The organism is Cupriavidus pauculus, assembly GCF_002858765.1.
Classification (GTDB): Bacteria; Pseudomonadota; Gammaproteobacteria; order Burkholderiales; family Burkholderiaceae; genus Cupriavidus; species Cupriavidus pauculus_B.
This window is the reverse complement of sequence record NZ_PJRP01000004.1, coordinates 1-14,956: the sequence shown is the minus strand read 5'-3', so window position 1 is coordinate 14,956 and position 14,956 is coordinate 1. Positions and strand designations below refer to the sequence as shown.

Here is a 14,956-nt window from a genome sequence, read left to right as displayed (position 1 = left end):
GACGCCCGCCATCACCGCGCGGCCGCCTATGCCATCAAGACGTTTCAGGCCCGTCCAAATTTACCCGCGCAGCGCACGGGCCAGCGCGGCGGCCACGCGCTCGTGCACCGCATGGATATCGGCCGCCACATTCCCCATGCGCATGAACTCGTGCACCATGCCGGGCTCCACCTGCAACGTCACCGTCACACCCGCCGCTTCCAGCCGGCGCGCGTAGGCCACGCCCTCGTCCACCAACGGATCGTATTCAGCCAGCAGCACCAGCGCCGGCGCCGCGCCCGCCACGTCGGGGGCCAGCAGCGGTGCAAAGCGCCAGTCCGCACGATCTGCCGCATCACGCAGGTAGTGTCCGTAGAACCAGTCGATGGTGTCGCCTTCGAGCAGGTAGCCCGTGTCGAAGCGCCGCTGCGATGCTGTGTCGCGCCATGCACCCGTCCCCGGGTAGATCAGCAGTTGCAGCCGGGGCTGCCCCAGGCTGGCCGGATCGTCGCGGGCGTGCAGTGCCGTAACCGCCGCTAGCGTGCCGCCGGCACTGTCACCGCCCAGTGCCACGCGATCCGGGTCCAGCCCGTGCTCGGCACCATGCGCACGCAGCCAATGCAACGCGTCGACAGCATCGTGCACGGCCGTCGGGAACCGGTGCTCGGGGGCCAGCCGGTAGGCCACCGACACCACCGCACAGCCGCTGCGCGCGCTCAGCGAGCGGCACAGCGCGTCGTGCGAATCGAGGCTGCCCACCATGAAGCCGCCACCGTGGAAGTACAGCAGCACCGGCTGCAGGCCCGCCGCGCCACCCGGCACCGTTGGCGCATAGCAGCGCGCCGGCAGCAGCGCGCCGTCGCGCGCCGGAACATGCAGGTCCACCACATGTGGCAGCGCGTGCGGTGTCATGTCCAGAGGTACCGACGCCTGATTGAAGTCCACGCGCGCGGCCTCGGGCCCCATCACGTGCATGGGCGGCCGCCTGCCGCCGGCACGCCCCGCCTCGATCATGTCCAGCAACGCCTCGATATCGGGATGCAACGCCATTACCGTACCTCCGTCGGTTGCGCGGCGGCGGTCATGCCGCCCTGTTCCGCCAGGGCCAAAAGCCCCTGCTCCATGACCGCCATCAGCGCCTGTACCGTGGCAGCATCGAACATGGCGCGGCTGTAGCTGCAGTCGACTGACAGCACGCCGGCGTGGACCTGTGCGTTGATGACCAGCCAGTTGTCGAGCGGGCTGTCCGGATCGCGTGCATCGCCGCCCGATTCGGGCGCCAGCCCAAACAGGCCATCCTCGCCCAGCACCTGGTCGAACTGCCCCAGGTAGTTGAACGTGACGCGCGCCGGTGGCAGGGCCGCCAGCTTCTCGCGCAACGTGGCATCCGCCAGGTACTTCAGCACGCCATGGCCTACGCCGCGCGCCGGCACCGCGTCCAGCTGCGCCTGCACGCGGGCCACAGCCTCGCGAAGATCGCCGGTGCCGGGCGCCATGCGCACCGGATATTCGGACGTAAACCAGCCCACGGTGCGGCTGTGGTCGATCTCGGCAAACAGGTCTTCCCGGCCATGGCTTTCCAGTTCGATGCGCACGCTGTCCTGCCCGGTCCACTGGCACAACGCCCGCGCCAGCGCGGTGAGCAGCAGCGTGTCGATGCGCACGCCGGCAGGCAGCCCACTGCCATGCACAGGCCGCAGCAGGCTGGCCGTGGCCGCTGGCGACAGTTTCACGCTGGCGAAAGCGCCCTCGCGCGTCAGCATGCTGCCGCCCGGGCGATCCACCGGCATGGCATCGGGCGCGCCGTCGAGCTGCTCGCGCCAGTATCCCAGTTCACGCCGCAGCCGGCCGCTGGAGGCATGCTGCGGCAGCCGTTGCGCCCATTCGGCATACGCACTGCCCGCAGGGGCCAGGACAACGGGCACATCGGCCGACGCCTGGCCATACGCCGCCTGCAGGTCCTGCGTCACGATGCGCCACGAGACACCATCGACGGCCAGGTGGTGCAGCGCCAGCAGCAGGCGCGTGCTGCCATCGGGCAGGTGTAGCAGCAACGCCTGCGCCAGTCGTCCGCACTGCGGGTCAAGGCTGCGCTGCACCGCGTTGCAGGCCTCGGCGATGCCCTCCGCGCCGTCGACGTCCTGTACGGACAGCAGTGTGTCGCCGTGCACGGGCGCATCCTGCACCACCTGCTCCCAGCGACCATCGTCGTGCCGGATGAAGGCGGTGCGCAGTGCCACGTGATGGGTCACCAGCGCCTGCAGTGCCTGCCCAAGATAGGTGGCATCCAGCGCCACGCGCGGGCGCAGCAGAATGGACAGGTTGTAGTGGCGCAGCGCCCTGCCGGGGTCCACGGCCCGCTCCGCGCGCTCCACGAACCATTGCTGGATCGGTGTCAGCGGCGCCGTGGCCGGCAGATCGACGGCGGCCGGAATGATGGCCGGCGCGCTGTCATCGGCCTGTCCGTGCGCCGCCAGCGCGGCCAGCTCGGCAATCGTCTGGTGCTTCATCAGGTCGCTCAGGCGCAGCCGCAGCCCGGGCGCATTCAGCGCGCGTACGCGGGACAGCACCTGCAGGCTCAGGATCGAATCGCCGCCGAGCAGGAAGAAGTTGTCGTCGATGCCCACCTGCGGCACACCCAGCACCTCCCGCCAGATGCCTGCCAGCTGCGCCTCCAGCGGCGTACGCGGCGCCAGCGTCTCGCGCGCCTGCCAGACCGGTTCCGGCAGCGCCGCGCGGTCGATCTTGCCATTCGGCGTGACCGGCAAGGCGGCCAGCGCCACCACGTGCGCCGGCACCATGTAGTCCGGCAACTGCGCGGCGACATGGGCCTTCAGCTGCGCCGCCAGCCCGTCGCGAGCCACAGCGCCTGTCGCCACGTAAGCCACCAGCTGGCGGCCGTGCGGCGCCTGGCGTGCCAGCACGACGGCGTCGCGAACGTCGGCATGGCGGCGCAGGCAGGCCTCCACCTCGCCCGGCTCGATGCGAAAGCCGCGGATCTTGACCTGCTGGTCGGCGCGCCCAACGTATTCGATGACCCCATCGGCCCGGGCACGCACGACGTCCCCGGTGCGGTATAGCCGGCCACCGTCCGCCGCAAACGGGTCCGGTATGAAGCGTTCCGCCGTCAGCGCCGTACGCCCGTGGTATCCGCGCGCCAGGCCATATCCGCCGATGTACAGCTCGCCCGGCACGCCCGCCGGCACCGGCTGCATCTGGGCGTCGAGCACATACGCCGTGCGCTGGCCCACCGGCCGGCCGATCGGGGCATAGGGTGCCTCGCAGTGCGCGTCGGCGCTCACCTTCCACACCAGCGGCGTGACCACCGTCTCCGTGGGACCGTAGCCATTGATCAGCACACCGGGGCGCAGCGCACGCTTGACCAGTTCGAAACTGGCCTCGGGCATCGCCTCGCCCCCGAACGACACCAGCCGTAGCGCGGGCGCCGCCGTGTCCCCCGCGTCCTGCGCCTGCTGCGCCCATTGCGCAAGCTGTTGCAGGTAGGCAGGCGGAAAGCCGGCATTGCCCACGTCATGGCGGCGCATGGCCTCCCAGGTCTGGTCCGGCGTCCACAGCGAGGCATCGCGCAGCACCAGCGTGCCGCCATGCGTAAGCGTGGTCAGCCACCGCTCGTGCGCACCGTCGAACGCGAACGACAGGAAATGCAGCTCCCGTGACGCGGCATCCATCTCGTACAGTTCGCCCGTGGCGGCACAGTGCATCGCCAGCGGCCCGTGTTCGACGGCCACGCCCTTGGGCAGGCCGGTCGATCCGGACGTGTAGATCAGGTAGGCAAGCTGCGCGGGCAGCACCGGGGCACCCGGCGCACCCGTGACGCATGCGGCGCCCGTCGCGGCAACCGACTGCGCTGCCGCGCCCTCTGCCTCGTCCAGCAGGACCGGCGTGATGCCGGGCATCCCGGCAAACACGGGCGCAAGCCGCCGTTGGGTCAGCAGCAATGTGGCGCCCGCGTCGGCCAGAATATAGGCCAGCCGCTCGCGCGGGTAGTCGGGATCAAGCGGCACGTACGCCGCCGCGCTGTTGAGCACGGCCAGGAAGGCCACGATGCTGTCGATGGAGCGTTCCGTGGCCACGGCCACGAGACTGTCCGGCCCCGCGCCCAGTGCACGCAGGCGGCGCGCCATTGCCTCCGCGCGGCGCTGCAGCGCTGCGTAGGTGATCGACGTGTCGTCGCACACCACGGCCACTGCATCGGGCCGCAGCGCGGCCAGCCGGCGGATGGTGTCGTGCACCGGTTCGCCCTGCCACGGCGCGGCCGCGCGGGCGACGGACGCATCCGGCATCGGCTGCAGTCCGATCTGCCCCAGCGTGCGCGCCGGGTCGGCCGTCATCGCGTCGAGCACATGGGCCATGGCGTCACGGATGCGGTCCACCGTGGCCGCGTCGAACCGGCTGCGCATCCACGTGTACTTGATGCGCAGCGTGTCGGTCAGCGCCACTTCCAGGTCCATCGCGAACGTGGTGAGGTCGACGCTGGCCGCATCGCCAAAGCGCAGACCGCCCGGGTTTTCCTCGCGCATCGCGCGATCCACGGGGTAGTTCTCGAACACGATGATGCTGTCGAACAACGGCTGCCCGCTCTTGCCCGCCCAGCGCTGCACGTGGTTGAGCGGCGTGTGCTCGAATTCGCGCAGCGACAGGTTGTGCGCCATCAGCCCCCGCAGCCAGTCCCCGACGGCCTGCGCCGCCGGCGGTGTCTGGATCACCGGCAGCGTATTGATGAACAGGCCCAGTAGATGCTCCACCGCCGGCAGGCCCGCGGGGCGCCCGGCCATCGTCGCGCCAAAGGCCACCGTGTCGTGTCCCGTGCAGCGTTGCAGCAGCAACAGCCACGCCCCCTGTACCAGCGTATTGAGCGTAATGCGCTGTCGGTGCGCGAACGCCTGCCAGCGGGCGGTGGTCGCCGCGTCGAACACCGCCAGCGTCTCGCCGTACCCATCGCGGCCGGCATCCGCCCCGGTCGCGCCAACGGCCGGCTTGCCCACGGCATCCGCAAGCCGTGTGGGCGTGTCCAGCGCGGCAGCCTGCGCCACCCAGTACCGCTCGGCGGCCTGCGGGTCCTGGCGCTGCAGCCAGCCGATGTAGTCGCGGTAGCGGCCGCCCGTAGCAGGCAGCGCTTCGCCCGCATAGTGGCGCAGCACCTCGCCCATCAGCCGCGACGTGCTCCAGCCGTCCAGAAGCAGGTGATGGCGCGTCCAGATGAAACGGTGGCGGGCTTCGCCGGTGCGCACGAGCACCAGCCGTTGCAGCGGTGGCACGGCGATGTCGAAGCCGCGTGCCAGTTCCTCGCCGGCCAGGTTGGCCAGCGCCGCCTCGTCGGCGCCATGCACGCGCCAGTCCAGTTCGCGGAATGGCAGCGTCACCGCGCGCGCCACCCACTGCAGCGGCGCCGCCCCGCCATGCAGGAAGCCGGTACGCAGGATGTCGTGGCGCTGCTGCACCGCCTGCCACGCGGCACGGAAGCGCGCCGCGTCCAGTCCGTCGATATCGATGCAGAGCTGGTTCACGTAGGCGCTCGACCCGCCCTGGGCCGCGCCTGCCTGCTGTGCCGCCACGGTGTGGAAGAGCATGCCGGCCTGCATGGGCGACAGCGGATACAGGTCGTCAATTTCGTGTGCCCGCACCGGCAGAGTATCCACATCGGCCTGCGTCAGCGCCGCCAGCGGGAAGTCGGACGGCGTGGCCCCACTGGCACCGCTGGTGCAGTGATCGACCAGCGCACACAGCTCGGTCCGGAAGCGTTCTGCCAGTGCCTCGATCGTCGCCACCCGATACCGCGCGCCACTGAAGCCGAACGTCAGCGCCAGTTCCCCCTGGTAGACCTGCCCGTTGACGGCGATATCATGCGACAGCGGCGCCTCCGCATCGCTCTCCGGACCGGCACCTTCGGACGCCGGCTTCCAGCCGTCATCGCTGTCGAAGCTGCCGTCGAACTGTCCCAGGTAGTTGAACACCACGCCGGCGCGCGGCAGCGGCGCGCGGCCATTCGCCCGCCCCGCCAGTTCTGCCTCGCGCAGGTAGCCATGGGCCACGCCCCGGGCCGGCACGGCGCGCAGCGCCTCCTTCACGCGGCACAGCGCTGCGCCTGGTTCGCCCATGGGCGCCAGGCCGACCGGATACAGGCTCGTGAACCAGCCCACGGTACGGCTCAGGTCCATGTCGTCGAACAGGTCCTCCCGGCCATGGCCTTCCAGGTCCACCAGCACGCTGTCGTGCCCGGCCCAGGCGCACAGCGCGCGCCCCAGCGCGGTCAGCAGGATGTCGTTGATCTGGGTACGATAGGCCGCCGGGGCCTGCTTGAGCAGGCGTCGCGTGGTGGTGGCATCGAGCCGCACCGTGCAGCCTTCGGCATGGCGCACGGTGTTGCCGCCATCGGGCATGTCGCATGGCAGCGCAGCCGGCGTGGCCGCCAGTTGAGTCCAGTATCCGGCCAGGTCGTCGGCTTCCCAGACGGCGGCATGCCGCGAGAGCCGCCGCCCCCACGCCTGATAGCTCGCGGTGCGCGCCGGGAGCACCGCCGGCTGGCCGGTCACGTACCCCAGGTAGCACCGCTGCAGGTCTTCGAGCAGGATCCGCCACGACACACCATCCACGGCCAGGTGGTGGATGACGAGCAGCACGCGCCAGCTGCCGTCGCGCATGTCGATGGCCGCCGCGCGCAACAGCGGCCCGTCCGCCAGGTCCAGGCTGCACTGCACCTCCGCGCAGATAGCCTGCAGCGACGCCAGATCCCCGGCCTGCCGCTGCCACAGCAGCGCGTCTGGTCCGTGCGTGCCGTCAACGGCGTCGGCATAGTGCTGTATCCAGCCCTCCGGACCTTGCGTGAACCGCAGGCGCAGGCTGTCGTGATGGGCAACCAGGTCTGCCAGCGCGCGGGCCAGCGCATCGACGTGCACCGGCGTGCGGCTGGTCAGCAGGATCGACTGGTTCCAGTGATGCCGTGCCGGCACCGGCGTGCGCAGGAACGCTGCCTGGATCGGCAACAGCGGCACGGTGCCGGCGTCGATCCGATCGTGGCCGGTCGATGCCTGACCGGCGGGCGTTGCCAGCGACGCCAGTTCGGCCAGGCTTGGCGCTTCGAACAATTCGCGCGGCGTCAGTTGCCAACCGGCCTCGCGGGCACGCGCCACGATCTGCAGGCTCAGGATGGAATCCCCGCCCAGCTCGAAGAAATTGTCGTGGCGGCCCACGCGTTCGAGGCCCAGCACATCGCACCAGATCCCTGCCAGCACGGTCTCCACGCCGGGCCGTGGCGGTTCGTCGTCCTGTCCGGCGCCCACGTCCGGATCGGGCAGCGCCAGGCGGTCGATCTTGCCGTTCGGCGTCATCGGCCACGCCTCCGCCACGCTCACGGTGGTGGGCACCATGTAGTCAGGCAGTGCCTCGGCCAGTTGGCGACGCAGCACGGACGCGGCCAGCGTGGCGCCCTCGACGGCGGTCACATAGGCGGCCAGCCGGCCCGCGCGCACCACGACTACTGCTTCGCGCACGCCCGGGCAGGCGCGCAGTTGCGCCTCAACTTCGCCCAGTTCGATACGGAAGCCGCGGATCTTGACCTGGTTGTCGGTGCGGCCCAGGTACTCCGCGTCGCCATGGGCTGTCCAGCGCACGATATCGCCGGTGCGATAGCAGCGGCTGCCAGGCGCGCCCAGCGGATCGGGCACAAAGCGCTCGGCGGTCAGCCCCGGACGGCCCAGATAGCCGCGCGCGAGGCCGCCGCCTATCATCAGTTCGCCAGCCACCCCTGGCACGGCAAGATGGCCGGCGGCGTCGACGATATAGGCATGGCGCGCCCCCACGGGGCGGCCCACGGGGGCATAGGCGGTGGCGCAGCGGGTGCCGCCGTGCGCCGCCCACAGAAACGGCGTGATCACGGTTTCGGTAGGGCCATAGCCGTTCACCACCCGTGCGCCCGGCTTCAGGCGCGCCTGAAGCTGCCGCAGCGCGTCGGCGCCAAGCGCCTCGCCAGCCACGTTGATGCAGCGCGCGGGCAGCGTCACGCCTTCGCGCGTGGCCCACTCCGCAAGCTGTCGCGCGTAGGCCGTCGGGAAGTAGGCGACGTCCACCGCCGCATCGCGCAGGACGGCCAACGCCTCCTCGGCACTCCAGAGGACATCGCCGCGCAGCACCACGGTGGCACCGCTCGACAGCGGCAGCAGCCACTGCTCCACGCCCCAGTCGAAGTTGAATGACGAGAAATGCAGCACACGCGTGCCGGGCGCCACACCGTACTGGTTGCGCACCGTATCGCAGTGGGCGGCCAGCACGCCATGCGACAGCGCCACGCCCTTGGGTTGCCCCGTCGAGCCCGACGTGAAGATCACGCACAGCAACTGGTCGGCATGGACCTCATCTTCGGACCACGGTGCACCGCCATCCGGCAACGGCCACTCGTCGACGAACAGCGTCCCGGCCGCCGCCGGCACGCGATCGGCCAGGCCCTGCCGTGTCAGCAACAGCTGCAGGCCGCTGTCTTCCACCATCTGCACAAGCCGCGCGGCCGGATACGCCGGATCCAGCGGCACATACGCACCGCCCGCCTTCAGCACCGCCAGCAGCGCCACGATCATCTGCGGCGTGCGCTCCAGCGCCACGCCCACCCGCACTTCCGCCCCCACGCCGCGCGCCACCAGTTGCCGCGCCAGCGCGCTGGCCTGCGCATCGAGCTCCCCGTAGCGCAGCGTCTGGCCACCGCAGATCACCGCCACGGCCTCCGGCGTGGCGCGTGCCTGCGCCGCGATCCGCGCGTGCACCGGCCCGCTCCATTGCCAGTGCCCCGTCTCGCCCCGCCCCCATGCCAGCAGCCGGTCCCGATCCGGCGAACCCGCCAGGCCCAGGCTGCCCACCGGCGCCTGCGCATCGGCCACGAGCGCATCGACCGCGCTCCACAGCGCCTCCGCCACGCGTGCCACCGCTGCCGCATCGAACTGCGCACACTGGTAGCCATAGCGGATGCGCAGCACCTCGCCCAGCGTCACCCCCAGCGTCAGCGCGTAATTCGTCTCGTCGTGGTGCGCCAGTTCGCCGAACGCCAGCCCCGCCGGGGCCCCGGCCTTCAGCGCCGCATCCACCGGATAGTTCTCGAACACCAGCAAAGTGTCGAACAGGCCCTGCCCGCCTGCACCGGCCCAGCGCTGGATCTCGTACAGCGGCGTGTGCTCGAACTCGCGGCCCTGCGCCTCCTGCTGCTGCAGCGCGCGCAGCCATTCGCCCACCGGCTGCGCAGCCGGCACCCTGCCGATCACCGGCAAGGTGTTGATGAACAGGCCCAGCCATTCCTGCGCCCCCGGCAGCTCCGCCGGACGCCCCGAAACCGTGGCGCCGAAGGCCACCGTGTCCTGCCCGGTAAAGCGCTGCAACAGCAACAGCCACGCGGCCTGCACCACGGTGTTGACCGTCACGCGCTGCGCGCGGGCAAACGTGGCGATGCGCGTGGTGGCCGCCGCGTCGCGCGACACGCTATGCGCGGCGTAGCCGTCATGGGGGGCTCCGACCTCGCGCGCCAGGGCGCCGCCCAGCCGTGTGGGGGTCGCCAGCGACGACAATCGTTCGCGCCAGAAGGACTCGGCAGCCTCGCCATCCTGGCGGCCAAGCCAGTCGATATAGTCACGGTACTGCCCGGCCACCGCCGGCAGCGTTTCGCCTGCGTAATGACGCAGCACTTCCGACAGCATCCGCGCGGTGCTCCACCCGTCGAGCAGCAGATGGTGCCCGGTCCAGACCAGGTGATGGCGCCGGCTGCCGGTGCGCACCAGCACCAGCCGTTGCAACGGCGGCCGCGCCACATCGAAGCCCTGTGCCAGCTCGGTCTGGGCCAGTGCCGCCAGGGCGTCATCGGGTGCGGTGCGGCCGCGCCAGTCCAGCACGCGCACCGGCAGTTCGGGATCGTGGGCCACCCATTGCAACAGGTCGGCGCCGCTGCCGGGGGCCGCCGCCGGCACGGAAAGGAAGCCCGTGCGCAGGATATCGTGCCGGCGTTGCACGGCGCGCCATGCCGCCACGAAGCGTTCCGGCTCCAGCCCGTCGATATCGAGGCGCAACTGGTTGACGTAGGCGCTGCTGTCTTCCTCGTAGACGGCATGGAACAGCATGCCTGCCTGCATCGGCGATGCGGGATAGAGGTCCTGCACCGCATCCACCGACACGGGTAGCGCGGCACGCACGCGGTCATCGAGCACCGGCACCGGCCGCCCCGTGGGCACCCTCGGCGTGGACGCCGGCGCCAGTGGCGTCGCCACCGCCGCCAGCAACGCAACCGTCTGGTGCTCGAACAACTGGCGTGGCACCAGTTGCCAGCCCAGCTCTCGGGCACGCGCCACGATCTGCAAACTCAGGATGGAATCGCCGCCCAGTTCGAAGAAGTTGTCATGCCGGCCCACGCATGCCACCCCCAGCACCGTCTGCCAAATCTCGGCAAGCGCCGCCTCGACATCGCCTTCGGGGGCCGCATAGTCCTGGCTGGCACTGCCGTCCGGATCGGGCAAGGCCTTGCGATCGATCTTGCCCGCCGGCGTCACCGGCAGCGCTGGCAGCACGGTCAGCGCTGCCGGCACCATGTAGTCCGGCAAGCGGGCCGCCAGTGCCGCGCGCAGCGTGGCGGGGTCGGCCGTACCGGCCACGTAGCCCAGCAGGCGGCCATCGCGGGCCACGGCAGCGGCCTCGGTCACACCCGCGCAGTCCAGCAGCGCGGCCTCGACTTCGCCCAGCTCGATACGGAAGCCACGGATTTTCACCTGCTGGTCGATGCGGCCCAGGTACTCCACGTCGCCCTCGGCCGACCAGCGCGTCAGGTCTCCCGTACGGTAGCAACGGCTGCCCGGGGCGCCGAACGGGTCCGGCACGAACCGCTCGGCAGTCTGGGCGGCGCGGTTCAGGTAGCCACGTGCGAGCCCTTCCCCGCCGATCCACAATTCGCCCGACGCGCCGGCCGGCGCCAGCTCGCCTTCGGCGTCGACGACATAGGCCTGGCGTTCACCCACCGGCCGGCCCACGGGGGCATACGGCGCGGTGCAGGGCTGCGCGCCCGACACCTTCCACACCAGCGGCGTCACCACCGTTTCCGTGGGACCATAGCCGTTGATCAGGATCTCCGGCTGCAATACGTCCCGCACCTGTTCGAAGACCGCGCGGGGCATGGCCTCGCCACCGAACGACACCAGCGTCGGGCGCGGCGCAGGACCATCGCCTGGCATGCCCTGCACCAGTTGCTGCAGGTAGGCCGGCGGGAAGCCGGCGTGCGTGACCGCGTGCGCGTGCATGGCATCGGCCGTCTGCGCCGGTGACCACAGGTCTGCATCGCGCAGCACCAGGCTGGCACCATGCGTCAGCGCCGTCAGCCAGCGCTCGTGCGCGCCGTCGAAGGCAAAGGACAGGAAATGCAGCTCGCGGCTGTGCGGGCCCATCTCGTAGATGCGGCCGGTGACCGCGCAATGCATGGCCAGCGGGCCGTGCGCCACGGCCACGCCCTTCGGCCGGCCCGTGGAACCCGAGGTATAGATGATGTATGCCAGTTGCTCCGGTTCCGCGTCTGGCAGCGCCTGCGCGACAGGCGCTTCCGCCGGCATTGCATCGAGCGATAGCCAGGCCGCCGGTGTGGCGGCGCGCACCTCGGCCAGCCGGTCGTGCAGGGCATTTTCGCTCAGCAACAGCCGCAGGCCACTGTCTTCCACCATCTGCACAAGCCGCGCGGCCGGATACGCCGGATCCAGCGGCACATACGCACCGCCCGCCTTCAGCACCGCCAGCAGCGCCACGATCATCTGCGGCGTGCGCTCCAGCGCCACGCCCACCCGCACTTCCGCCCCCACGCCGCGCGCCACCAGTTGCCGCGCCAGCGCGCTGGCCTGCGCATCGAGCTCCCCGTAGCGCAGCGTCTGGCCACCGCAGATCACCGCCACGGCCTCCGGCGTGGCGCGTGCCTGCGCCGCGATCCGCGCGTGCACCGGCCCGCTCCATTGCCAGTGCCCCGTCTCGCCCCGCCCCCATGCCAGCAGCCGGTCCCGATCCGGCGAACCCGCCAGGCCCAGGCTGCCCACCGGCGCCTGCGCATCGGCCACGAGCGCATCGACCGCGCTCCACAGCGCCTCCGCCACGCGTGCCACCGCTGCCGCATCGAACTGCGCACACTGGTAGCCATAGCGGATGCGCAGCACCTCGCCCAGCGTCACCCCCAGCGTCAGCGCGTAATTCGTCTCGTCGTGGTGCGCCAGTTCGCCGAACGCCAGCCCCGCCGGGGCCCCGGCCTTCAGCGCCGCATCCACCGGATAGTTCTCGAACACCAGCAAAGTGTCGAACAGGCCCTGCCCGCCTGCACCGGCCCAGCGCTGGATCTCGTACAGCGGCGTGTGCTCGAACTCGCGGCCCTGCGCCTCCTGCTGCTGCAGCGCGCGCAGCCATTCGCCCACCGGCTGCGCAGCCGGCACCCTGCCGATCACCGGCAAGGTGTTGATGAACAGGCCCAGCCATTCCTGCGCCCCCGGCAGCTCCGCCGGACGCCCCGAAACCGTGGCGCCGAAGGCCACCGTGTCCTGCCCGGTAAAGCGCTGCAACAGCAACAGCCACGCGGCCTGCACCACGGTGTTGACCGTCACGCGCTGCGCGCGGGCAAACGTGGCGATGCGCGTGGTGGCCGCCGCGTCGCGCGACACGCTATGCGCGGCGTAGCCGTCATGGGGGGCTCCGACCTCGCGCGCCAGGGCGCCGCCCAGCCGTGTGGGGGTCGCCAGCGACGACAATCGTTCGCGCCAGAAGGACTCGGCGGCCGCGCCATCCTGGCGGCCAAGCCAATCGATATAGTCGCGGTACTGCCCGGCCACCGCCGGCAGCGTTTCGCCTGCGTAATGGCGCAGCACCTCAGCCAGCAACTGCGACGTGCTCCAGCCGTCGAGCAACAGGTGATGATGGGTCCAGATGAAATGGTGCTGGCTCTCGCCGGTGCGGGCCAGCACCAGCCGCTGCAACGGCGCGCGGGTCACATCGAAGCCCTGTTCGCGCTCAGCCACGGCCAGTGTATCCACGGCATCCCGTGCGGCATCGCGGAGGTCCACCTCGCGCAACGGCAGTGGCAACGCGCTGGCCACCCATTGGGCATGCCCGCTCGCATCGCCCACAAAGCCTGTGCGCAGGATGTCATGCCGGGCCTGCACCGCGTGCCACGCCTGGGCAAAGCGTCCGGCATCCAGGCCATCGATATCGAGTCGGAGCTGGTTGACATAGGCGTCGTGGCCCGGCTGGTACAGCGCATGGAACAGCATGCCGGCCTGCATAGGCGACACCGGGTAGGCGGCGCTCACGGCATCGAGCGCCACGGGCAGTGCTGCCTGCTGGGCAGGCGTCAGCACGATGGCCGGGGCCGGCGACTCGGACGGCCCTGCCTGCGGCGCACCGGCCTCCACTGGCATAGCGACGGCCGCCAATCCCGCCACGTTCTGCGTCGCCATCAACTGGCGGGGCGTGATCTGCCAGCCAGCCTGACGCGCCCGCGCCACGATCTGCAGGCTCAGGATGGAGTCCCCGCCCAGTTCGAAGAAGTTGTCATACCGGCCCACGCGCGCCACGCCCAGCAGCGCCTGCCAGACGCCGGCCAGCGCCACCTCGGCGGCGCCACTCGGTGCCTCAAAGGCGGTGCTGGCACTGAATTCCGGCGCTGGCAGCCGCTTGCGGTCAAGCTTGCCGTTCGGCGACAGGGGCAACGCGTCGAGCGTCACGATCACGGCTGGCACCATGTAGTCGGGCAGCTGTGCGGCCAGTCTCGCGCGCAGCGCGGCACCGTCTGGCACCGCGCCGTCGGCGGCCGTCACGTAGGACGCGAGCTTGCCGTCGTGTGCCACGGTCACCGCTTCGCGCACGCCATCACACGCCAGCAGGCAGGCGTCGATCTCGCCCAGTTCGATGCGCAAGCCGCGAATCTTGACCTGGTGATCGATCCGGCCCAGGTATTCCAGCGCCATATCGGCGCCCCAGCGCGCGAGATCTCCGGTGCGATACAACCGTTCGCCGTTGCCGAACGGGTGCGGCACGAAGCGTTCGGCGGTCAGTGCCGGACGCCCCAGGTAGCCCCGTGCCAGCCCCACGCCGCCAAGGTAGAGCTCCCCAGCCGCGCCGGCCGGTGCGAAATCGAGTCCCGCGTCAAGTACATGCGTCTCGATGGCGTCGATGGGACGCCCGATCGGCACGGTTCCCCTCCCGTCGGCCGCGCAGGTCCAGTGCGTGACGTCGATTGCCGCCTCGGTGGGGCCATAGAGGTTGTACAGGGCAGCGTGTGGCAGCAGCGCGAGCGTGCGGTCCTGCAGATCGGCGGGCAATGCCTCGCCGCTGCAGACGATACGCCGCAGCGTATCGCAGCGGGCCGCCGATGGATCGCCCACGAACGCTTGCAGCATCGACGGCACGAAATGCAGCGTGCTCACACGGTGCCGGGCAATGGCCTGGGCCAGCCGCGCCGGTTCGCGATGGGCACCAGGCGCGCACACCGCCAGCCGCGCGCCTTCCATCAACGGCCAGAAGAATTCCCAGACCGAAACATCGAAACTGAACGGCGTCTTCTGCAGCACCACGTCGTCGTGGGTCAGTGCGTAGGCCGATTGCATCCACGCCAGACGATTCCAGAGCGCCACATGCCGGTTCGGCACGCCTTTGGGCCGCCCGGTGGATCCCGAGGTGTAGATCACGTAGGCCAGGTGTTCGGGGTCGATCGCCACCACCGGATCATGGTCCGGGCCATCGACCACGGCAGCGATCGGCAGCACCGCGACGTCGGCCGGCACCGGCAGGTCCTGCGCCAGCCCGTGCGTGAGCAACAAACCGATGCCGCTGTCCTCGATCATGTACGCCAGCCGTTCCGGCGGGTAGTCCGGGTCCAGCGGCACATACGCGCCGCCCGACTTCAAGATCGCCAGCAGCCCGACCACCATCTCCACCGACCGCTGCGCCGCAATGCCGACGCGTGATTCCGGGC

At 70.7% G+C, this 14,956-nt stretch carries 2 protein-coding genes; both read right to left on the bottom strand.

Annotation, left to right across the window (positions count from 1 at the left end):
• Positions 1-60 precede the first annotated feature (60 nt).
• The gene (locus CYJ10_RS11130) at positions 61-1,029 is read right to left on the bottom strand and encodes an alpha/beta hydrolase (RefSeq protein ID WP_101681582.1); all 969 of its coding nucleotides are present in this window, start codon (positions 1,027-1,029) and stop codon (positions 61-63) included.
• The coding region (locus tag CYJ10_RS11125; RefSeq protein ID WP_101681581.1) for a non-ribosomal peptide synthetase at positions 1,029-14,956 on the bottom strand (13,928 nt) is incomplete at its 5' end. The genes CYJ10_RS11130 and CYJ10_RS11125, both read right to left, overlap by 1 nt.